Here is a 22,558-nt window from a genome sequence, read left to right as displayed (position 1 = left end):
TGCTCATTGTTATCGAAGCGACCTCTATTTAGACGCTCTAACTTAGACGCTCTAACGATGCCAAATACCATTCCAATAAATAATAACGGTAACCGTTGTCATGGTAATACATTAAATAACGCCCATAAAAAAGCGCTACCCGAGGGTAACGCTTTTATCGTTGAAGTACAGATTACTTCTTAGCTTTTTTCTTCGCCGATTCGCTAACCCACTTACCGTTAACAAATTTCGCAGACCAACCTGTCGCTTTACCGTCTACTTCCGTGGCAACGTATTGCTCTTTGGTTTTGCGGCTAAATTTAACAGCGGCTTTGTTGCCGTCGTCATCTTCAACAGGTGCATCGGCAAGGTAGGCGTACTTAGGCCATAATAACTCACGATAAGTAACCAGTTCTTCCACTAAAGGCGCTCGAGTTTCGCGAGATTTAGGGAAAGTACTCGCCGCTAAAAATATACCTGCTGCACCATCTCGTAATACAAAATGGGCATCTGACTTAGTACATTTTAATTCTGGTAAGAAAATAGGATCTTCTTTTGGTGGCGCAGCTTCACCGCTACGTAACAACTTACGCGTGTTTTTACACTCACTGTTGGTACAACCAAAATACTTACCAAAACGGCCGTTTTTAAGTTCCATGTCATTGCCGCAACGATCGCATTCAATCAATGGGCCTTCATAGCCTTTAATTTTAAACTGGCCCGCTTCAACTTCGTAACCGTCACATGATGGATTATTACCACAGACATGTAACTTACGAGATTCATCAATGAGGTAACTGTCCATTGCTGTGCCACACTTGCCACAACGATGCTTAGCGCGTAATGCTTCTGTTTCACCATCTTCATTATCGCTAACAGCTTCTTCACCAGGAGTTAAGTTAAGCGTAGTTTTACAACGCTCTTTTGGTGGTAGCGCATAACCTGAACAGCCTAAGAATACCCCAGTTGAACCGGTACGGATCCCCATTGGGCGGCCACAGGTAGGACATTTAATGTCTTCTGTTAGTACCATCTCATTTGGCCGCATACCGCCTTCATCAGGATCTAACTCGGCCAACAATAACTGCTTGGTAAAGTCGCCATAAAAACCGTCTAATACTTTTTTCCAATCCAGCTTGCCTTGAGCGACATCATCTAATGTTTGCTCCATGCTGGCTGTAAAATCGTAACTCATTAAATCTTTAAAGCTATCAACCAAACGTTCGCTGACAATCTCACCCATTTTTTCAGCAAAGAAACGACGGTTATCCACTCTCACATAACCACGATCCTGAATGGTTGAAATAATCGTCGCATACGTTGAAGGACGACCAATACCACGTTTCTCAAGCTCTTTAACCAAAGACGCTTCGCTGTAACGCGGTGCAGGCTTGGTAAAGTGTTGTTTTGGCAACAACGTTTCAAGAGTTAATTTGTCACCTTTTGCAACGACTGGTAGAGTCTTATCTTCTTCGTTTTTCTTACTCACTTGTGGCTGAACACGAGTCCAACCATCAAAACGTAAGGTACGGCCACTGGCTTTTAATTCGTAATCGCCCGCGGTAACCGTTAACCGTGTTGCATCATATTGAGCCGGTGTCATTTGGCAAGATACAAATTGACGCCAAATGAGCTCATACAAGCGCTGAGCATCACGTTCCATATCGGTTAACGAAGCTGACTGTACCGTCACGTTTGACGGTCTAATCGCTTCGTGAGCCTCTTGTGCACCCTCTTTGCTGCCATAACGAATAGGATCGGCAGGCAAATACTTAGCGCCAAACTCAGAACCAATCATTTCACGGACATTTTCAACGGCTTCTTGGCTTAAATTTGTTGAGTCGGTACGCATATAAGTAATATGACCGGCCTCATACAAACGTTGCGCCATCATCATGGTTTTCTTAACACCAAAACTCAGGCGAGTACTTGCCGCTTGTTGCAGTGTAGAGGTAATAAATGGTGCAGAAGGTTTGCTTGACGTTGCTTTGTCTTCACGAGCTGAAACAACAAACGTTTCATTACGTAATGCATCGACTGCAACTTGAACTTGTGCTTCATTAATCGGTTCAAATGCTGCAGATTGATATTTCATCACCTGCATTTTTAAACTTTGCGCTTTAGTGGTGTTTAAATCGGCATGAATATCCCAAAATTCTTCAGGAACAAACGCCTTAATTTCACTTTCACGCTCAACCACTAAACGCACCGCTACCGACTGAACACGGCCAGCAGATAATCCACGGGCAACCTTTTTCCATAATAAAGGTGACACCATAAAACCAACAACGCGATCTAAAAAGCGGCGCGCTTGTTGAGCGTTAACCATATTGGTATCAAGTACCGATGGTTTACTAAAAGCATCTTGAATAGCGGTTTTGGTAATTTCGTTAAATACCACTCGTTGATACCGCGAAGCGTCGCCACCAATAATTTCCTGCAAATGCCAGGCAATGGCTTCCCCTTCACGGTCCAAATCCGTTGCGAGATAGATGTGGTCAGCATTTTCAGCTAACGCTTTCAATTCTTTAACGACTTTTTCTTTGCCAGGTAAAATTTGATACTTGGCTGCCCAGTCTTTATCTGGATTGACGCCCATACGCGCCACAAGTGCTTGTTTATCCCTGATTAGCTTGTATTTAGCTTTTTCATCAGGCAACATTTTTCTGACTTCAGCTGCGGTTTTAGTTGCAGTTGTACCGTCAGAAGTAGACGAAGTCGGTAAGTCACGGATATGACCCACACTCGACTTCACGATGAAATCTTTACCAAGATATTTATTAATTGTCTTGGCTTTGGCCGGCGATTCGACAATAACTAGCGATTTACCCATAGTTTTATTTGCGCCAAAAAGTCTCAAAATATAGAAAATTGATTCCATATATAGAGGGTTGAGACAATAGTTTCAAGTTAATCCCTCTTTTATATAGGTTATTAAGTCATTTTTTAAACAATAATAAAAAATAGAAAAAATAATATGCGTTTTTTAAACGTAATTGTTCACTTAATGATACTTGCGAGCATCTTCAGTGCATTTTTAGTCATTTATGCGTGTTTGTGCAAAATTAACACGCCTTGTTAAGCCTTATAGCTTCAGTATACTGACGTTAATTTAGCGTTAACTGACATGAGCAATCACGTTTCCTTTTTTATAAGTAACACAAAAAAGTGTAACTACAATAATAATTATTCACAAAAATTTTCAAGGATCACGAATGAAGCATTTTGAAGCAAACTTTGATGGCTTGGTTGGACCAACCCATAACTATGCTGGATTATCGTTTGGTAATGTCGCCTCATTAAGTAATGCGGCCCTCACTTCAAACCCAAAGGCAGCAGCCAAACAAGGTTTGCAAAAAGCCAAAGCATTAGCCGATTTAGGTATGGTACAAGGCGTATTAGCCCCGCAGGAGCGCCCAGATCTATACACACTACGTCGAATTGGTTTTTCTGGGTCAGATGCTGAAGTTTTACAAAAAGCCGCTCAACAGGCTCCTGCATTGCTTAATGCTTGTTGCAGTGCGTCGAGTATGTGGACAGCTAACGCCGCAACGGTTTCACCCAGTGCCGACACCCGTGACGGAAAAGTGCATTTCACTCCGGCCAATTTAGTCGATAAATTACACCGCAGTATCGAGCCCATTACCACAGGCAAGATTTTGCAAGCCACCTTTAATAACGATCGCCACTTTAAACATCATCAACATCTCCCAGAGCACACAAGCTTTGGTGACGAAGGCGCAGCAAATCATACGCGTTTATGTAGCGAATATGGACACGCTGGGGTTGAATTATTTGTTTATGGTCAAGAGGCCACTAATCCAAGTGCTGTAAAACCGACAAAATACCCCGCGCGCCAAACATTAGAAGCATCACAAGCGGTTGCACGTTTGCATCAGCTTGAAGATGAAAGTTGTGTATTTATGCAGCAAAACCCTGATGTTATCGACCAAGGTGTATTCCACAATGACGTGATTTCTGTCGGTAACCAAAACGTGTTGTTTTATCATGAGCAAGCGTTTTTAAATACCGACGCAAAATTTGATGAAATTCGTCGTAAAATGAACGCTGACATGCATTTTGTTAAAGTGGCAACCAGTCAGGTATCAATCGATGATGCGGTTCGTAGCTATTTGTTTAATACACAAATTATTACTTTACCCTCTGGCGAAATGGCGATTATTGCACCCACGAATTGTCAAGAAAACCCTGCAGTATTTGCTTACTTAAATGAACTTGTCACACTAGGCACGCCCATTAAACAAGTGCGCTATTACGATGTAAAACAAAGTATGCAAAACGGTGGTGGCCCAGCTTGTTTACGTTTACGCGTGGCAATGAACGAGCAAGAAGTTGCCGCGGTAAACCAAAACACCATAATGAATGACACCTTGTTTACTCGCTTAAATACCTGGGTAGATAAACACTACCGCGACCAGCTTACCGTAAGCGATCTAGCCGATCCGCAATTGATTATTGAGTCACGCACCGCATTAGATGAGTTAACCCAAATCTTAAAGCTGGGCAGCGTATATCAGTTCCAACGATAACGTTTTCTGCAAAACGACATTATCAAAACATTAAAAAGCCAGTCACTTTAGTCACTGGCTTTTTTTATTGCCCAACGGTTTAATACCAATTCTATTAATTATGTGACCAATCAGAGCCACTCAGATTGTTCAGTTTGAGGCGCATTGTTGAAATAATGGTTATTCCCTTTTAAGGCAATGCAACAAAGAAATGAACGGTCTGAGTGTCTCCTGTAAGGCGGGTTTCTGTGCCTTCCATGCTGCTTAATAGCATTTTGACGTAGAACAACTATGCCTACAATTCTATTACTTGCCTAGAAGACACAGAACTCCCGCTGAATGACCAGATAATTAATGGAATTGGTATAAGAAAGAGATCGTCTAAGCCAGGACATCTTTATACTGATTGGTAATCAACAAAAAGGGCGCTCAATGCGCCCTTCTAAAAAACAACAAACATTGGTTAACAATTAAAGAATCGTAACCCCAATCGATACTACCGGTGTGACTAAGCCATTAGGTGATTCTACTTCCACAAGGAATACCCCCGAGTTAGGTTCATCTTCACCTTTAATAGTGGCCGTAAATTGACGGCCACCATTGTAATTCGAGCTCGGCCATGTGTATTCACTTGAACTCACGACAGAACCTGCAGATGTTGTAAATCGTACAATAGAACCTGCTGGCATTTGCTGATTATGTAAATCAGAAATAGTGAACGTTGCCGTTGCAGAGCCTTTGCCCACAATCGTCATGCTGCTTTCACCAGAGTGAGTACCCGTGCTGTCGACAACAACGATACTGCTCGGCGCTGTTGCAAATGCAGTACTGCCTGACATCACTAAGGTTATGCTACGACGGACAAACAACGACTTAGAATCAGTTACGCCATCAGCACAAGCACTGTGCACAGGATCTGAACAAAGCACCCCATTGTACTTACTGTCTTTAGCATCAAAGACACCGTTAGCATTAAAATCAATTAACTCTTCTAAAGTGCCACCAGCTTGACCACCTGCTTGCTGTGGATTAAAAAAGCCATCTTCGTTGTAGTCATTATATGCATCATTTAAATCAAATGACTGCCCCGTTACATCTTTACCAGTAAGAAACTCTGATGCTTCTGATGCATCAAATCGGCCATTACCATTAAGATCTGGGAAAGATTCTTCACCAATGGCCGTCGCGGTAATCGTTGCTCGGCCGCCATACTTTTGACCATAAATATTGCCATAAAGATCTAATGTGGCGTCATACGCTAGAGTTGCATTAGGGTTACGAACCATTTGACCAGCACCATTGAGAAGCGTTTCACCTTCAGGTCTTGGCAGTTGGCTAGTCCACAACACAGAACAAGCACCATCTAGGGTTTGACAAGCATCTTGAATAGAACCACCTTCAGTGGTAAATGAGACTGTCGTTCCGTCTGGTACTGGGTTATTAAAGGCATCAGCCATACGCGCAGTAATCGTCACGGTAGTGCCATCAACATCCCAACCTTCAGCGTTTAATAATGTCGCTGCAACAGAGAAACTGTCTTGATCAGGAATACCTGTCGATACGATTAATTGGCTTGATTGACTTGAAATAGCAGGTACAGCGCTATTATCAACCGTTGCCGTCACGCGTAAAGACGTGGCGACAGTACCCGTGGTAACCACTGTTTGCACAATACCATCATTGTCAGTCGTTGCTTGTAATGGGTCAATTTTCACACCACCAGCACTGGTGTTGAGTGAAAATTTCACATTTTGATTAGCCACTACATTACTGTTTTTGTCTAATACTTTGAACTTAACGATTGAAGACTCTGTACCGCCAGTGCCTAAAATACTAATATTTTCAGGGACGGCAGAAACGAACACGATACTACCAACATCAGCCTGAAGCACATTAATAGTACCAACAGCAGATAAGCTTATTCCACCAGCGTTAGCCGTTACGTTAATTTGGTCTTCACCAACACAACCTTCAGCACGATAAGTTGACGTTGCAACACCGTTACTTGAAGACACCGGCGAACTGATCACAGCTTGAGCTGGGCTTTTAGTTGCACAAGTAGATGAAAAATTAACATCAACAGGTTGAGTAAAAGGATTGCCTAAATCATCTTGAATAGACACGCTAACAGTTGCCGTGCCACCCGCGGATAAATCAGTGGTACTAATAGAAGCCACACCTTCAACGAATGGAGTGCCACTGCCCATCACTACGTTTGTTGCACCAACAACCACAATGGTAGAACCGCTTTCGTTAGTCGACAATGTTGCGGTCGCTTCACCAGCACCTAAAGAGCTACCAGCATAAATATCTACCGTAGCTTTACCTTGGGCATTTGTTACCGCGGTCTTAACCGGTAAATCACCAATTGGGCTATCAAAAGTCACAATAGAAGATTTAGTAATACCGGTAACGGTTGCGGTTAATTTGCCTGGCGATAATGTACTAATAGACTGAATAGTATTACCCGCAGCATCAGTTAACACCAAAGAGACTTGTGCTCCACCACCGGCGGCACCACCATCGCCTGTCATAGTGACAAACAATGAAGCACTCTCACCAGATGTGGTCGTTGCGGTAACCGTTGCACCTGTATTGATTTCTGCTGTATTTAGCTGAATTGTCGCCACACCACTGGAGTTAGTCACTACTTCACCAGTACTTGGCGCAAAAGAGCCATAAGTCTCGTTATTAAGCGTAAAAGTAACCAGAGTGCTTACCGCTTTACCCGCTGAGTCTTTTACCGTTGCGGTAATGGTTGCGGGCTCTGCAACTGAAATTTGAGAATTATCGATAGTTAAGGTTATTGTTGTTGTATCTGTACTATCTCCTGTCCCATCATCTGTAATACTTCCTCCACCGCCACAAGCGAAGAGAAAAAATGAACATAAAAGTGCAAAACCTACTTTATATGCTGACCTCATTGTCAGGCTCCCTGTTACATTAAGATTAAACTAAATAATTATTATAGTTACTTATAGATTAACAATACGCAAATATATTGTAACTTTACCATAACTCTATTGTTTTCTGTGTCATTTATCCGTTAAAACTTTCACTTTTTGGCCATTTCCTAAAAGGGCGATTCCTGCTAATCTTTAGCCCATACAATACAGATCTAAAAATATTATAATGAAAAGGAATACTCTGTGAGTAAACAACGCAAGCTCGGACTCACGAGCAAAATTTTAATCGGCATGGGAATGGGCATTTTATTTGGCCTCGCATTAAGAAACTTCTTCCCTGGTAGTGCGTTTATTCAAGAATACATCACCGATGGATTCTTACATGTTATTGGCACTATCTTTATTTCCAGCTTAAAAATGCTCGTCGTACCGCTAGTATTTATTTCACTTGTTTGTGGTACTTGTTCCCTAAGCGACCCATCTAAACTGGGGCGTCTAGGTGGTAAAACCATTTCATTCTATTTATTCACGACTGCTATTGCGCTCACCATTGCCATTTTAGCCGCGGTGATTATCCATCCAGGTAATGCCAGTCTTGCAGGTAACGCATTAGAATACACAGCAAAAGATGCACCGAGTCTGTCTGAAGTCCTTATTAATATCGTACCCACCAACCCTATGCAAGCCATGAGTGAAGGCAATATGCTGCAGATCATTCTATTTGCAGTTATTTTTGGTTTTGCTATCTCACACATAGGTGAACGTGGGGCTCGTGTCGCGTCATTCTTCAATGACCTTAATGAAGTCATCATGCGTGTAGTCACGCTGATTATGCAGTTAGCGCCTTATGGTGTATTTGCCTTAATGGCAACACTGAGCTTAACGCTAGGCCTAGAGACCTTTGGCAGTGTGGTTAAATACTTCTTCTTAGTCGTCGCGGTATTATTTATCCAAGGCTTAGTGGTTTACCCTACATTATTAAAGCTGTTTTCAGGCTTAAGCCCACTGATGTTTTTACGTAAAATCCGTGACGTACAATTATTTGCATTTAGTACGGCCAGCTCAAACGCGACATTGCCTGTCACGATTGAAACCGCTGAACACAGAATGGGTGTAGACAATAAAATCGCCTCATTTACCCTACCATTAGGTGCCACACTTAATATGGATGGCACGGCCATTATGCAGGGTGTTGCGACGGTATTCATTGCGCAAGTATTTGGCATTGAATTAAGCATTATGGATTATGCAACGGTTGTTGTTACCGCAACGTTGGCATCTATCGGTACAGCGGGTGTGCCTGGCGTGGGCTTAATTATGCTTGCCATGGTGCTTAACCAAGTCGGTTTACCGGTTGAAGGTATTGCATTGATTATTGGTGTCGACAGAATGCTAGACATGATCCGCACAGCGGTTAACGTAACCGGTGATGCTGTCGCAACAGTGATTATTGCTAAATCTGAAGGTGAGTTTAACGAAGAAATTTTTAATAACTCACAAGCGGGTAAAGCAGCAAAAAGCTTTGAAGAGCAAGTGCTAAACAGTAAATAACTGGCTTAGTCAGCTCGAATATAAAAAAGCGCTAATATAGCGCTTTTTTTGTATAACTAAGGCATTATCATTGGCTTACCCCATAAAATATAATCAATATCAGAGCACAATGAATATGGACATCACTTTATTAGCCAGTTTAGCGGTTATTCATTTAGTCGCATTAATGAGTCCAGGGCCAGACTTTGCCATCGTCGTTAAAATGGCCACGCAACAAACACGCTTAACTGCCGTTTATTGCGCCTTAGGGATCGCCGCCGCTATTTTGGTTCACACGTTATTGTCACTCTTGGGGATCAGCGTGATGATCCAACAATCACCTGTGGCTTATATTGTGGTTCAACTTATTGGGAGTGGTTATTTGGCTTGGATGGGATTTGGCGCGCTAACATCAGCTTTAAAAGCACTTAAATTAAAACGTCAACCCGCTACTGTAGTGACTTCACCTATCGACAATGTGGCACAAATGTCATCATTTAAGGGGTTTAAAATTGGCTTGTATACCAACCTGCTCAATCCCAAAGCATTAATCTTTTTTATTACGCTGTTTACGGTACTCATAACCCCGCAAGTGAGTTTTGCCACTAAAACCGCCGCGGCAATATTATTATTTAGCCTGTCTTTTATTTGGTTTGGCTTATTAGCATTAGTGTTATCTAAACCGCGAATTCAACAAAAACTACTCGCGGCCAATACCATTATTGATTTATTAGTGGGGATCATTTTTATTGCTGTCGCCGTCACTATAGCCAGTAATATTGCCAGCAATATAATGAGTCAGTGGCTAGCTTGATAATCGCCATGGATTAACACGCTTGTAATTTGTCCCGCGGCGTTTGAAGTAGCCTGCGGGCAATGTAATCAACCAACACATTTAAACCTGCTGTGAACATCAATAACAATAACGCACCACTAAAACGAATTTCAGCAAAGTTACTGTCCACATAAAACCCTAATGTCATTACGCCTAACATACCTAAAATGGCAGTTTCGCGAATAATAACCTCAAAGCGATAAAACAATAACCCCATAAAGTGTGGATAAATTGCAGGTAACACCACATAGCTATAGTGATCTAATCGTGGGCGATAAGTTAACGGCACAATAATATCATCCGACTGCCTAGCCATTAAAAAGACCATTAAGCCGCTATTGTGCAATGCTAGCGCAATGATTGCCGGTAGCATAGATGGGCCAAGTAACAACATAAACACAAACGCTAATAAATATTCGGGCAATGAACGCAATATTAAATTCACCCCGCGCATTAGCATGATGACCCATGTTGGCATCATCAATGTCGTATTAAGCGGTAACATTATTAAGGTTAATACATGGGTTAAGCCCAACGCGCAGCAAGCTAAAACTAACGTAGCGATAATTCCCGGCCACACTTGGTCGCGCGCTAACTCATAAGCCCATTCACAGACAGCAACAAGCGTGTCTGCAGCAAACCAGGTAGTGAGCGTTTGCCCTTGGAGCATCGGCGGTAAAATATCTATCGAGATAAAGCGCCAAATCAATTGCGGTTGAAGCTCGGGTAATTCAGGTAAAAAATACACTGCTAAAGGTAAGTAAACCCATAACATCGCAGGCTTCGCCCAAAAACGAATAGTCCCTATCAAGGCGATAAACAAGATTAACAGCGCCCCGCCCTGCTGGTAATGGCCTTGACGAAACGCAGACTCTAAATAAAACCCTAGCGTCGGCATACCAATAAACCCTAATACTGCACTGCTTCGAAGCGCACATTCAAAGCGATAACGAATATATGCCACAATTTGCGGATACATATGCATCCAGCGGCCATAAATCAGTGTAGACAACCTGTCCGTACCTTTAGGCAGAGCAAACACGGTTTGCGGGGGAGCTTGTTGTAAAATATCGGCAAATACGCGAGCAAATGTGGCGGCATATGGCAGGCCAATAGCTAAAATACCGGTAAGCGGTGATAACCCAAACACTTGTAAAAAAATCAGCGCCCAAAAAATTTCATGAATAGCCCGAATAAAGGCGCACATGGCTGCTATCAAAGGGTGTTGATAAGCGAGTGCTAATGGAAATCCAAGCAATAGCCCCAGGCAAATTCCTAATAACGCAAAGCTGATGGTTTGCCACACGGCCTCTAATAAATATTCGGTTGCGCCAAAATCAGGTGTGATAAACCCCGTAAACATCCGCCCAAGTTCAGCCCAAGGCTCTAATGCAATCACTTCTGTGTCGGCAAAAAACCAACACACAAGCACCAGTAAAAATAACCCTAAGGTGATTTTTTGCCAGTGGCCAATAAAAGGAAAAAAACGTGTCGAAGCAGTATTTACCATCTTGTTAGGGTTAATCTGCACGATGAGGCGATTCATCGGCCACAACATAATGCTGAGACAAATGGGCCAGAGTGAGTTGCTTAGCGTTAGCATCTAGCACCACTTTGCCTGCACTAATCACAATAATGCGATCAAAATGTGCCAACGCCAGCTCAGCATCGTGCAAAACACAAATAACACTTTGATGTGATTGTTTCACTAAATTGAGCAACCTAACACCCATAAGCGGATCTAACGCCGAAAAAGGCTCGTCACCCATAAATACTGGTTGTTGTTGAAACAACGCACGAGCAAGCGCGACACGTTGGCGTTGACCGCCAGAGAGCTCGCTGACTTTTTTTTGCAGTGGCATATTCAATTCAAGCTGTTGGCAAATAACGCTAATGTGTTGCTGTGGTTGTGTAAACGGTAGCAACAAATTAACCATATTATACCAACGAGAATGACGTGCTAATCCGCCGATAAACACATTATGAAAAATAGACAGATTGTCGACTAAACCTTGTGCCTGTGAACACAAACACGTTTGCTCAGCCAGTTGTTGATACAGATGATGTAACAAGGTCGTTTTACCGACACCCGACGGCCCCAAAATCGCAACATGCTCATTGGCATTGAGTGCCAAGCTGATGTTGGGCAAAATAATTTTTTGCCCATAGCCTAAATCAGTATCAACAACGGTCAGCATTAATCTAACATTCCAATCGCTTTCGCCACACGTTCAATAGGCTCGTAATCACTGTTACTCGCTGGTACAAATGATTCGCGTGGAAAGCTGTCTAATAAATCTTTATCTTTCATGCCGATTAAGGTTTTGGTTAGCTTGTCTTTAAAGCCTGCACCATAAACAGTGTCTACACCAGAATGCACTGTCCATTGGTAATCTGGATAAGACGGACTTTGCCAAATCACGCTGACTTTTGACGTGTCAACTTCGCCTTTTTCAACAGCGGTGTCCCATACTTTATAATTTACCGCACCCACTTGATATACACCGGCTTCAACCTGGCTAATAGTACGGCTATGGTCGCCCGAAAAACCAATGCGCTTAAAGATTTTATCGACAGATTGACCCACATTACTTTCAATAAAATACTGCGGCATTAAACGCCCAGATGTTGAGTCTTTTGAACCGAACGTAAAGGTATAATCATTTAATACCGGAAAACTATCGGTTGCAGCTAACTTCGTAGAATGATGCGCAATAATATAGCTTTTGAAAAATTGGTCTTCAAAACCTTGGGCAATGGCCTCTGAACCCGGCACTAAACGGCGGGCTTGTACACCAGATAAGCCACCAAACCAGGCTAACTGAACTTGATTATTACGAAAGGCGGTGACTGCGGCAGAGTACGACTTTACTGGCACATATTTTACTTCAACGCCTAATTGCTCAGACAAATACACAGCGACTTTATCAAAGCGAGTGCGTAACTGGCTTTCATCTTCATCTGGAATAGCAGTAAACGTAAATGTTTCACTAACCGCAACGGTTGAAAACAAGCTTAAAACGCCTGCCAATATCATTCCTGTAAATTTCATCTTAATCCTTTGATTATCCATTAATGGCATCATTCTAACGTCCTACGACAACTTAACCTAGGGCCGCAAGCATAATAGTGCAGGATATTTATTACGGTTAATATTCAACCAAACAAATAGATAAGGTACTATCGATGAAATATAATTCTTTTCATATCACCCTCGTTAAGGATAAAAATGCGTATATTGGTCATAGAAGACGATCCGATTTTATCGCATCACTTAACGGTGCAACTGAGCGATGCGGGCAATCAGGTACAAGTGGCCTTAACCGCCAAAGAAGGCTTTTATCAAGCAGCGAATTACCCTATTGATGTGGCCATTATTGACCTAGGCCTGCCAGACCAAGACGGTATCAGCCTCATAAAATCACTGCGCTCGGCCGACGTGAAAGCACCCATCATCATTTTAACTGCACGCTTAACCTGGCAAGATAAAGTTGAAGGACTCAACGCAGGCGCCGACGACTACCTAGTCAAACCTTTCCAAAAAGAAGAGCTTATCGCCAGGCTAGATGCCATCGTGCGTCGAAGTGGAGGTTTTGTTCGCTCCGTCATTACCAGTGGTCCATTACAATTAGATTTAGCCGCCAAACAAGTCAGCCTGCAACAAACACCACTAGACATCACCGCATTTGAATACCAACTACTGGAATATTTAATGCGCCATTGCCATGAGGTAGTGGCCAAACAACGTTTACTTGATGTGATTTATGCCGATAAAGAAGGCGATCCAAATACTATCGAAGTGATGATAAGCCGATTGCGGAAAAAGCTCAGTCAAGGCGGGATAATCGACCCCATTATGACCATTCGCGGCCAAGGATATAAATTTAACCACCCATGCGACTAACTCTGCAACCCAAAAAGCGTTTACTCACAAGGATGTTTGTCACCTCCTTGTGCATCATTGCCCTCGTCGGATTTGGCTTAGCCTGGTTAATTAATTTACTCCACGCTCAAAATCGATATAACCAAACCACCAGCAATCTTATTGCTAAATTGCCCATTATTGCCGCTGAATTTCGCGAAAACAATTTAGTGCCGATAACCCAGGCACGTGAAGGTGATGACATTGATATTCAATACATTATGGCAACCTGTAATGCGCGCTATGACACGTTATGGCGTTCAGAATACGCCACTGACTTACACCTAAGCCAAATATGTGAACAATACCTCACAATTAAAGACGACTTGCCACCGTTTTATCTTAACTTTAACCAAAATCAAAGCTACTTTGCTTACCTGATGAGTATTGATGTTGACGCGCAAATGTACCATTTATTGATATTACAAGATGCCAGTGAGCTTAAAGCCGAACTGAGCCAGTTTAATCGACTCACCTATTTTAGGCTCGCGATAGTGTTACTTGTTGCGTTGTTATTACTGATCAGCGCAGCCTATTGGAGCATGCGCCCCTTAGCGCAATTAAAACTCGAGTTGCTCCAGCTTCAACGTGGGCGCAAGCAGCAGTTATCTCACGATTATCCAGAGGAGTTGCAAGGGATCACTACCGCGCTCAATCAATTAATCACGCAAGCAGATGATCGCCAAGCGCGTTATCAAAATGCGATGAATGACCTTGCTCACAGCCTTAAAACGCGTTTAGCCGCAAGCATCGCTATTATTGACGACCGCAGCTTAGAGAGACAGCAACAAAACCAACACATTCTTGAACAAATTAATGACATGGACCACCTTGTTCAATACCAGCTCAAGCGCGCCATGCTGGGCCAACAAGGGCTGCACTCTCAACACACCGAGCTGCTGCCCATTGTTGAATCGCTCGCACAAATGCTCGCTAAACTGTACCAACAAAAACACATTTCATTGAGCCACAATATCAGTGACCATCTTGCGCTGCCGTTAAGCAAAGGCGATGTGATGGAGCTACTAGGTAATTTAATGGAAAACGCGTGTAGACTGTGCATCAGCCAAGTCAGCGTGAATGCTCACATAAAAGATAGCAACACAGTATGCCTAAGCGTAGAAGATGACGGTCCCGGAGTGGATGACGCTATAAAACAAAAAATTATACAACGAGGTATACGCGCCGACACGCAATCACCCGGCCAGGGCATTGGGCTAGCCGTTTGCCATGAGTTGGTCAATAGCTATGACGGCACGCTCACCATTAACACCAGTTCGTTGGGCGGCGCGGCATTTATTATTGAGCTTCCGATCTAGTTGACACGATCTAGACAACACGCCGGAAGCGCTAGCACTGTTGAGTAAAAACGTTAGCTCAGTGGTGCGTATAATTGCTCTGCACGATTAAACATGGCCCAAGACGTTGCAATATATTTATCGTTGCTAATGGGCACATTACCACGATGGCTGTGAGTAAAACCGGCAGGCGCTATCACCATGGTGCCTTTTTTAGGGCTGATTTTACGCTGCTGGTAATAAAATTCTGTCTCTCCGCCCTCTTCAACATCGTTTAAATAAAACATGTATAACACCACACGGTGCAAGGCTTCATTATGGCCATTTTGCGGAAACTGCTCCGAATGCCAATGCGGATAACCCCCAACGCCTTTTTGATAATGTTGAATATTGATAGTTCCACTGCGATACAAATACTTTGTTAAGGTGCTGGCTCTAGGCTTACCTAACGCATCAAAATTGTTAGGCGTTAATGTCTGAGCTTGACCTTGCTCGTCGGTCACTTGCACCGATACCGCGCCCATCAATGCTAATGAATATTGGGTAAAATAATCCGTCATCTGCGTAAACGTCGCAGCCAACAGCTCATTTTTTAAGTCAGCTAAATCGGTAAACGCATCTAACATTAAATCACGGCTACGTTTTTTTTCGTTATCCACACCAAAGCCAGTTTGACCAGGGCCAACATTGGGGTGCGCATTAAAAGCAGCAACTAGGCGGTCACACAAATCATCGCTAATAGAATTGGGATATACTTCAATAAAATCCATAGAGGGTAACTATTATTTGTCCATTTATAGTATTATGCTGCCACGCCAACAAAGGCCCTGTAAAGCATAAAGGCAAACATAGCGTGTTGTTCTATCACGTCACCATGACTACATTATGAAAAAAAACCAAAAAGTCGCTGTAGAACAACTTGAAGTGGGCACGTTTATCCGTCTGCCTATTTCGTGGAAAGATCACCCATTCTTGTTTAGCAGTTTCAAAATAAAAAATAGTGCCCAAATTGAGCTAATCAAAGGATTAGGACTTAAGGATGTATTTTTTGACCCTGAAAAAAGTGACATTGAACCGGTAACCTCCACTGACGCTCTACAACAGCCGACAGAAGAAGAACTTGCTACGCTAAAAGAGCAAATGCTTAGCGACAAAACGGCCAAAATAGATGAACAGAAAAAACTCAAACGTGATTTGAAGAAAACCGAACAACAGTTTGAACGATCCGTCGCCATGATGCGCTCGATGGTGTCAAAAGTGAGCAGCCGCCCACTCAATGCCGTTGGCGAAGCCAAAGATTTAATTAGTAACATGACCAATATGTTGCTCAACTCAGACAATCTTGCGTTGCATTTAATGGGCGACGCTAAAAACGAAGAGCATATTTACCACCACTCACTCAACGTTGCCATGCTATGCATGTTAATGGCTAAAGAACTTGGCTGGAGCCGCGAAGAAGTTGAAACTATTGGCCTTGGTGCGTTATTTCACGACATTGGAAAACTCAAAGTACCCAGTACGATTCTCAATAAACGCGTCCCGCTGTCTGCGCCAGAAGAAAACTTTATCAAACAACACCCGTTAATGAGTATTAACTTTTTAAAGTTAGCCGACAGCTTCCCAGAAGAAGCAAAACCGTTAATCGCAAATCATCACGAATTTTTAGACGGTAGCGGTTTTCCACAAGGACTTAAAGCAGATAAGCTTGATAAGCTGTCGCAGCTGATCGCAGTGGTAAATGAGTACGACAACTTGTGTAATGGCACTAGTCAGGTTAAGGGTAAACCGCCCAGTGTGGCACTGGGAATGTTGTACAAAAATTATAAGGAAAAGCTCAACACTGAATACGTGAGTAAACTCATTAAAATGTTGGGTATTTATCCACCAGGCAGCATTGTTGAGTTATCGAGTGGCCAATTTGCCATGGTGATGTCGGTTAACTTACAACAGTTATTATTTCCCAACATCGTGGTGTATGACCAACTGGTGCCCAAAGACCAGGCGCCAATCATTAGTTTACAAAATCACAATATCACTATAGTGCGCAGCTTACCGGCAGCGGGACTGCCTAAAATAATTCACGATTATCTTAACCCAAGAGATAAAATCAGCTTTGGTATTGGCACAAATTAAACGTGCCTCAATAAGTAGTATTAATCAAAAAGCCACTTGTTTTAGCAAGTGGCTTTTTGTTACACGCGATTTACGGATATAAAATGTGAAGGTTAAGTCTGTAATGACTCTCTATCGCGATAAAAAATAAATCTCTCACAAGGTTAATACCATTCCGCATTAATAAGTGACCACTCAGAATGCGTCCAGCGGTTTTTGATTAAGGCGTCGCTATGTAGTAATGGTTGTTCCCTTTCAAATAGCGAGAACGCAGAGCAAAAGCGGCTGGGGCATTCCTTTCAGGCGAGTTTTAAAAGGGCTTACACTGCGTTGCATGACTTCGAAAGAGAATAACTATTCATTCAGTCATTCGCCTTGTTTAAGCCCTTTTAAATTCTCGCTGAGAGATCACTTACTAACGCGGAATGGTATAAATTACAACCAGCCTTTGCGTTTAAAGAAAAAGTAAGTTCCAGCAGCACTGGCTAGCATTAATGCGACTGCCATTGGGTAACCAAAGCGCCAATCAAGTTCTGGCATAATATGAAAGTTCATTCCATAGCTGCTCGCAATCAAGGTTGGCGGTAAAAATACCACTGCCGATACCGAAAATATCTTAATAATCTTGTTTTGTTGTAAACCACTAAAGCCCATTGCCGCGTCGAGTAAAAACTGTAACTTATCGAAAATAAACTGACTGTGAGGCATTAATGATTCAATGTCAGACAACATTTCACGAATAGACTTTAGGTTCTCATCAGACAAACTGTCACGATAATAACGTTGCATATACCGTAATGAGCGCTGGGTATCGAGCAAACTTAAGCGGATTTTACCGTTAGAGTCTTCTTGTAAGGTAATGAGTTTAAATACATCATCAAGCTCGTCGTCGTTAAACACTTGTTCGCCGACATTTTCTAATACGCTATATACGTCTTCGATTAAGTCAGATAAGTAATCCACTTTTAAATTAAATAACTCTAATAACAAGCCTTGTGGAGTAGTGATGTCTAAACGACCTAAACGCAAATAGTTACGCAATAAACGGATTAAACCAACATCTTCTTCACGAATGGTCAGAAGAAAATCTTTACGTAAATTAAACGATACGTTTACTGCTCGTACATCTGAACTCACGCGTTGTGGAAATAACGAGTTAATGTGTAGGCCGTCTTGGTTTTGGTAAAACCGTGCCGAGGCCTCAATTTCTTTAATATCTTCTTCGTCGGGCACTTCTTCAGCAGAAAACAACCTCAACCATTGACGTTCGGCATCATCGGGCTTTAATAAATCTAACCACAATGTCGACTCAGGTACCTTGTCACCCACGTTTAATTCTGTGGTAACCAGTTGTCTATTTTGATAGGCGTATGCAGTGATCATCGCTCCCCCAAAGTTGGTTAAACCATTAAAGGTATAACAAACAAAAATGCTCAAAAATTGGCGCTAGTTTACTCAACTAAAGCGTAATGAAAAGCAAAAAACTGATCCGCGATAAATAATCGTACCAGTTGATACTAAAAAATGATGATTCAATATAAAAAAGCGCCCTTATTGGACGCTAACATGGCGAGATAAATAACCCTAATTGATGCTTATTCGCCTTTTAAACGTCGGTCTAACTGATCTTTTAAGTTAGCGGGTACACCTTTAATTAAAATGGTGTCAGACACTGGGTCGTAAATCACACGCTCACCTAAATGTCCGCCGTCAAAACTTAACGTTACGCCGCCGCCAGTGCCCGAAAACTTTTTCAAGCTGCGTAAACTGGCTTTATCAGCTGGAAACTCTTCATCGAGTTCATAACTGCCGCCACAAGCAAAATCATAAAATGAATCCATACCAGAGTCAGCTAATTCATCGGCCAAGTCTTTTACTTCAATCACTTCACCCGCATCTGCTCGCTCTGAGCAATACTCAAACACTTTATTACGACATTGCTGGCGTTCATCTTTAGTTAGCTCACTGCCCGCCACAAAATCTTCAACCGCATGAATTAACGTTTTGTTTTGCGCTTTAGTGTTTACCCCTTCAACGCAGCCCATAAAGTCTAAAAAGAAATCGGCTACTTTACGACCGGCTCGGCCACGAATAAACGAAATATATTTACGTGAACTTTTATCTGCTTGCCACTCGGTTAAATCGATGCGCGCCGCTAACTGAATATTGCTTAAATCTAAATGATTGTTTTGCGACAACTCCATGTCATCTAATACTGTCATCGACGATTTCGCACTCAATAACGCCACAAACAAATAGTCGCTCGTCATACTGGTGTAGCAAGACATCAACAAAAAACCGCCCTGGCTAAAATCGTACTTAGCTAACTCTTGTTGCAATAACTGGCTTGCTTGACCACTAAACTCAACAAAGCCTAAATCGCCGTTGCGGTAACCGGTTAACGCATTCGCAAATTCATCGTTGGCTTCGCCATCATCACCGTGAGTGCCAAAAAAACCAAAGCCCTTACCCGCTTTACCTGAGTAAGTCTGGTGTAATTCTTCTAACATGGTTTCAACAGCGTTGGTATTCAACAACGGTTGCGGACGTAAACGACAGCGCATTTGTCCCTGACCGTCTTGAGAAATTTCGTGAATAATTGCTTGCTCAATACTAATAGCCATAAGCCTTGTTAACCCTAGTCTGTCGCAGATGATAATATAAAAAAGAATGATATCAGACCCACCGTATAAATCGAACAAGGGTTTGCGATATTCCTTAACCAGGTCGAATAAAACTTGAGGCGATTAACGACTAAATCCGTTATTATATGCAGCTAATTCATTCTTTATCGAAGTTTTCTGACTATGGCAATTCAATCTAAATACACCAACACTCAAGTTGAAGCACTTATCAGCGAGCTGCTTGCTACCCTGGCTAAGCACCAAGCACCTACCGATTTAAGCCTAATGGTATTAGGTAACTGTGTAACCCATTTACTTGACAAAAAAGTGCCCAATGAGTCACGTCAAAAAGTGGCAGAGCAATTTGCAAAAGCGTTAACACAGTCGGTTAAGTAATCGACAAAATAAAATTTATCACTAAGGCTAACAATCAGTTACACTGAATTAGTCTGTGATGATAACGTAGGAATACGAGTTAAGATGATCGAGCGCAAAAAGCAGCAAATGACGCGTGACAAAGTATCGCGTTTAGTTAATTGGGGTCACTGGTTTGCCTTCTTTAATGGCATATTGGCGATGTTAATTGGCGCTCGATATATTGGCAGCGTGGGCTACCCAGAAACCTTTATCGGTTGGGCCTATTTGACCATCAGCACCATTGGCCATTTTACCTTTTTAGCCTTCATCGGCTACCTATTATTTATTTTCCCAATTACCTTACTGCTACCTTATTCTAAAATCTTACGTGGTTTTGCCGCGTTTATTGCGTCACTCGGGCTCTACGCCTTACTGTATGACACCGTCATTTATGATGACTACGGTATTCATTTAAGTCCATTTGCATTCGACTTAGCCTGGCAAGACCTCAATGCATTACTCCACAGTACCTCTTACATTATTACGCCCATCGTCATTGTGTTAATTGAGTTAACAGCAGCAAATTTTTTGTGGAAGCGCATCGATAAAATACAGAAAAAACAGTGGGGCAACCGCGTTGTGCTGTTTGTCGGTGCGTGTTTTGTCAGCAGCCACTTGTTCCACATATGGGCTGATGCCACCAGCATGACAGAAGTGACCCGCTTCGACGACGCCTATCCTGTTTCATACCCAGCGACTGCACGCTCGTTTATGGAAAGCCACGGTATTGACAGCAGCATGCAAACACCCCAATCACGCAGTGAAAAATCGCGTAAACTCAGCTACCCAATAAACCCAATGCAGTGCAATGCCGACACTCAACAAAACGTGTTATTGATTAGTATCGACAGTCTGCGTGCTGATATGGTCGATAACGACACCATGCCATTTTTAAGCCAGTACCGTAATAAAAATCAACGATTTACAAAGCATTTCAGTGGTGGAACAGATTTCGACACCAGCATGTTTACGTTAATGTACGGCTTACAGGGTAATTACAGCGATCGCAAAGAGTTTGCCGTGACTAGCCCAATACTGACCAATATCTTAACTGAACAAGGCTATCAGCAAGCGTTTTTTGCGCCAACGGTGAGTAATGACATCACCAACAGCGCCATGTTTAAAGGCATGCAAATACATACCAGCGAAGGCGCTAACGGCAGTGCTGATGCAGACATTAATACCATCAATGCTGTCAACGCGTGGCAAGCAAGCCAAAAGCAACCCTGGTTTGCCTTAGTTAACCTCACAGCGCCAAAAGACTACGACACGCCTATCGGTTTTTTAGGGGTACAAACCATTAAACCGAAAATGGAGTTAAAACCCGCGCAAAAGGTATTATTTAATCAATACCGCCAATCGCTTAACTTTATAGACCAGCAACTGTCTAACTTACTGAATAATGTTAGCGACGACACTGTTGTGATCATTACTGGTACTTATGGCCAAGTGTTTACCAGTAACAGCAGCGACGCCCGCAACGACTTATCGCCTGGGAATGTGAATGTGCCACTCATTATTCATTGGCCAGACACCTATGGCAATAAAGTGAATTACCGCACCAGCCACTACGGTATTGCTCCAACCATACTCAGCCATGTTTTAGGTTGTACCAACCCTAGCACCGACTTTAGTGCGGGTCGCAGCCTATTAGAGCCCAACAGCGAGACCTGGGTGTACATCGGCGACAGCCGCCGCTTTGCGATTTATCAAAAATCTGAAATCACTGTCCTTGATCGCTTCGGTAAATACCGTATTTATGATGTTAACTACGATAAGCGCCTAGATAAAAAAATGAGTGCACCGGAGTTAATTCAAGTCATGCGAGAAGGCCGTAGACTCTATAATCAATAATACTATTGCGGCTAATTGTGTTTGATTAGCCGCACTGTTACCTGTTGATTCATTGAGCAGCCAACTTACGATAAAACCATTTTTCAAACATAGTTACGACCCATTCCCCGCACGACATCACTTTTGTAACAGCTCTCTCGTCATATACTGCCGCAGCAGCCGAATCGTTTGCAATGAATCAATAGTTTGACCGTTGGTAGTTGAGTGAGAAGTTCAATAGCCAGATAGTTGAAAGTTCAATAGCCGGATAGTTGGAAGTTGAATAAGCGGATAGTTGGATAGTTGGATAGTTGGATAGTTGGATAGTTGGATAGTTGGATAGTTTATAGCCAATCGGCAATTAGCATATAACTAACTGCTTGCGCTCATTAATTACTGTTGATAAAGTGCATAACCACTTAGTTACCCCAGTTGTTAACACTCACTAAGTGCTGATGTATACATCAAACAAATTCGGTATGTAGCGCAGCCCGGTAGCGCACTGTCATGGGGTGTCAGGGGTCGGAGGTTCGAATCCTCTCATACCGACCAAATTAAATCTAATAATGATAT

General features: G+C 42.6%; 16 protein-coding genes and 1 tRNA gene. 9 read left to right on the top strand and 8 right to left on the bottom strand.

The window, feature by feature from the left end; all coding sequences use genetic code 11:
• Positions 1 to 172 precede the first annotated feature (172 nt).
• Positions 173 to 2,812 (bottom strand): type I DNA topoisomerase, encoded by a 2,640-nt coding sequence (topA, locus tag AC19MV_RS01265; protein ID WP_498305364.1) that lies wholly within the window; start codon positions 2,810 to 2,812, stop codon positions 173 to 175.
• A gap of 382 nt (positions 2,813 to 3,194) precedes the next feature.
• Here topA and astB point away from each other — a divergent pair, with 382 nt between their 5' ends.
• Positions 3,195 to 4,529, top strand: a complete 1,335-nt coding sequence (gene astB, locus AC19MV_RS01260) for an N-succinylarginine dihydrolase (protein WP_432399766.1) — start codon at positions 3,195 to 3,197, stop codon at positions 4,527 to 4,529.
• Between the two features lie 449 nt (positions 4,530 to 4,978).
• On the opposite strand, the gene AC19MV_RS01255 is transcribed toward astB, so the two are convergent.
• Entirely contained in the window at positions 4,979 to 7,432 is a 2,454-nt protein-coding gene (locus AC19MV_RS01255) for a hypothetical protein (RefSeq protein ID WP_498305362.1), read from the bottom strand.
• Positions 7,433 to 7,657: 225 nt separating this feature from the next.
• Here AC19MV_RS01255 and AC19MV_RS01250 point away from each other — a divergent pair, with 225 nt between their 5' ends.
• Both AC19MV_RS01250 and AC19MV_RS01245 read left to right on the top strand, forming a co-directional pair.
• Positions 7,658 to 8,965, top strand: coding sequence for a dicarboxylate/amino acid:cation symporter (locus AC19MV_RS01250; RefSeq protein ID WP_432399770.1), 1,308 nt, complete (start codon positions 7,658 to 7,660; stop codon positions 8,963 to 8,965).
• Between the two features lie 115 nt (positions 8,966 to 9,080).
• Complete coding sequence (locus tag AC19MV_RS01245) at positions 9,081 to 9,758, top strand: LysE family translocator (protein ID WP_498305360.1); 678 nt, start codon at positions 9,081 to 9,083, stop codon at positions 9,756 to 9,758.
• Between the two features lie 13 nt (positions 9,759 to 9,771).
• Here the strand turns inward: AC19MV_RS01245 and AC19MV_RS01240 are convergent, their stop codons facing one another.
• The 3 genes from AC19MV_RS01240 to AC19MV_RS01230 are packed head-to-tail and all read right to left on the bottom strand — an operon-like array spanning position 9,772 to position 12,816.
• A complete protein-coding gene (locus tag AC19MV_RS01240) occupies positions 9,772 to 11,289 on the bottom strand; it encodes a PhnE/PtxC family ABC transporter permease (RefSeq protein WP_498305802.1) in 1,518 nt (505 codons plus the stop codon).
• A 10-nt stretch (positions 11,290 to 11,299) separates the two neighbouring features.
• The gene (locus AC19MV_RS01235; RefSeq protein ID WP_498305358.1) at positions 11,300 to 11,977 is read right to left on the bottom strand and encodes an ATP-binding cassette domain-containing protein; all 678 of its coding nucleotides are present in this window, start codon (positions 11,975 to 11,977) and stop codon (positions 11,300 to 11,302) included.
• Positions 11,977 to 12,816 (bottom strand): putative selenate ABC transporter substrate-binding protein, encoded by an 840-nt coding sequence (locus AC19MV_RS01230; protein WP_498305801.1) that lies wholly within the window; start codon positions 12,814 to 12,816, stop codon positions 11,977 to 11,979. The genes AC19MV_RS01235 and AC19MV_RS01230 overlap by 1 nt, the downstream gene beginning before the upstream one ends.
• A 192-nt stretch (positions 12,817 to 13,008) precedes the next feature.
• On the opposite strand from AC19MV_RS01230, the gene AC19MV_RS01225 reads away from it, so the two are divergent.
• Together AC19MV_RS01225 and AC19MV_RS01220 are read left to right on the top strand one after the other, a co-directional pair.
• On the top strand, positions 13,009 to 13,683 hold the full coding sequence (locus tag AC19MV_RS01225) for a response regulator (RefSeq protein WP_498305356.1): 675 nt from the start codon (positions 13,009 to 13,011) through the stop codon (positions 13,681 to 13,683).
• Positions 13,674 to 15,020 carry an ATP-binding protein gene (locus AC19MV_RS01220; protein WP_498305354.1) on the top strand — a complete coding sequence of 449 codons (1,347 nt, stop codon included), beginning with the start codon at positions 13,674 to 13,676 and terminating at the stop codon, positions 15,018 to 15,020. The genes AC19MV_RS01225 and AC19MV_RS01220 overlap by 10 nt, the downstream gene beginning before the upstream one ends.
• A 53-nt stretch (positions 15,021 to 15,073) precedes the next feature.
• On the opposite strand, the gene AC19MV_RS01215 is transcribed toward AC19MV_RS01220, so the two are convergent.
• Positions 15,074 to 15,769 carry a 2OG-Fe(II) oxygenase gene (locus AC19MV_RS01215; protein ID WP_498297624.1) on the bottom strand — a complete coding sequence of 232 codons (696 nt, stop codon included), beginning with the start codon at positions 15,767 to 15,769 and terminating at the stop codon, positions 15,074 to 15,076.
• A 115-nt stretch (positions 15,770 to 15,884) separates the two neighbouring features.
• Between AC19MV_RS01215 and AC19MV_RS01210 the strand changes: the two genes are divergently transcribed.
• Positions 15,885 to 17,132 (top strand): cyclic di-GMP phosphodiesterase, encoded by a 1,248-nt coding sequence (locus AC19MV_RS01210; protein WP_498305352.1) that lies wholly within the window; start codon positions 15,885 to 15,887, stop codon positions 17,130 to 17,132.
• A gap of 414 nt (positions 17,133 to 17,546) precedes the next feature.
• Here the strand turns inward: AC19MV_RS01210 and corA are convergent, their stop codons facing one another.
• Together corA and yejK are read right to left on the bottom strand one after the other, a co-directional pair.
• Complete coding sequence (corA, locus tag AC19MV_RS01205) at positions 17,547 to 18,494, bottom strand: magnesium/cobalt transporter CorA (protein WP_432399783.1); 948 nt, start codon at positions 18,492 to 18,494, stop codon at positions 17,547 to 17,549.
• A 212-nt stretch (positions 18,495 to 18,706) separates the two neighbouring features.
• On the bottom strand, positions 18,707 to 19,735 hold the full coding sequence (yejK, locus tag AC19MV_RS01200; RefSeq protein WP_432399784.1) for a nucleoid-associated protein YejK: 1,029 nt from the start codon (positions 19,733 to 19,735) through the stop codon (positions 18,707 to 18,709).
• Positions 19,736 to 19,918: 183 nt separating this feature from the next.
• On the opposite strand from yejK, the gene AC19MV_RS01195 reads away from it, so the two are divergent.
• The 3 genes from AC19MV_RS01195 to AC19MV_RS01185 all read left to right on the top strand — a co-directional run bounded on the left by AC19MV_RS01195 (position 19,919) and on the right by AC19MV_RS01185 (position 22,537).
• Positions 19,919 to 20,131, top strand: coding sequence for a YejL family protein (locus tag AC19MV_RS01195; protein WP_160056483.1), 213 nt, complete (start codon positions 19,919 to 19,921; stop codon positions 20,129 to 20,131).
• A gap of 84 nt (positions 20,132 to 20,215) precedes the next feature.
• Entirely contained in the window at positions 20,216 to 22,006 is a 1,791-nt protein-coding gene (locus tag AC19MV_RS01190; RefSeq protein ID WP_432399785.1) for a DUF3413 domain-containing protein, read from the top strand.
• Between the two features lie 454 nt (positions 22,007 to 22,460).
• Positions 22,461 to 22,537, top strand: a tRNA-Pro gene (locus tag AC19MV_RS01185).
• The last annotated feature ends 21 nt before the right edge of the window (positions 22,538 to 22,558 follow it).

This window comes from Shewanella sp. MF05913 (genome assembly GCF_059758095.1).
The sequence above is the reverse complement of the archived record's forward strand: the minus strand, read 5'-3'. Positions and strand labels throughout refer to the sequence as shown.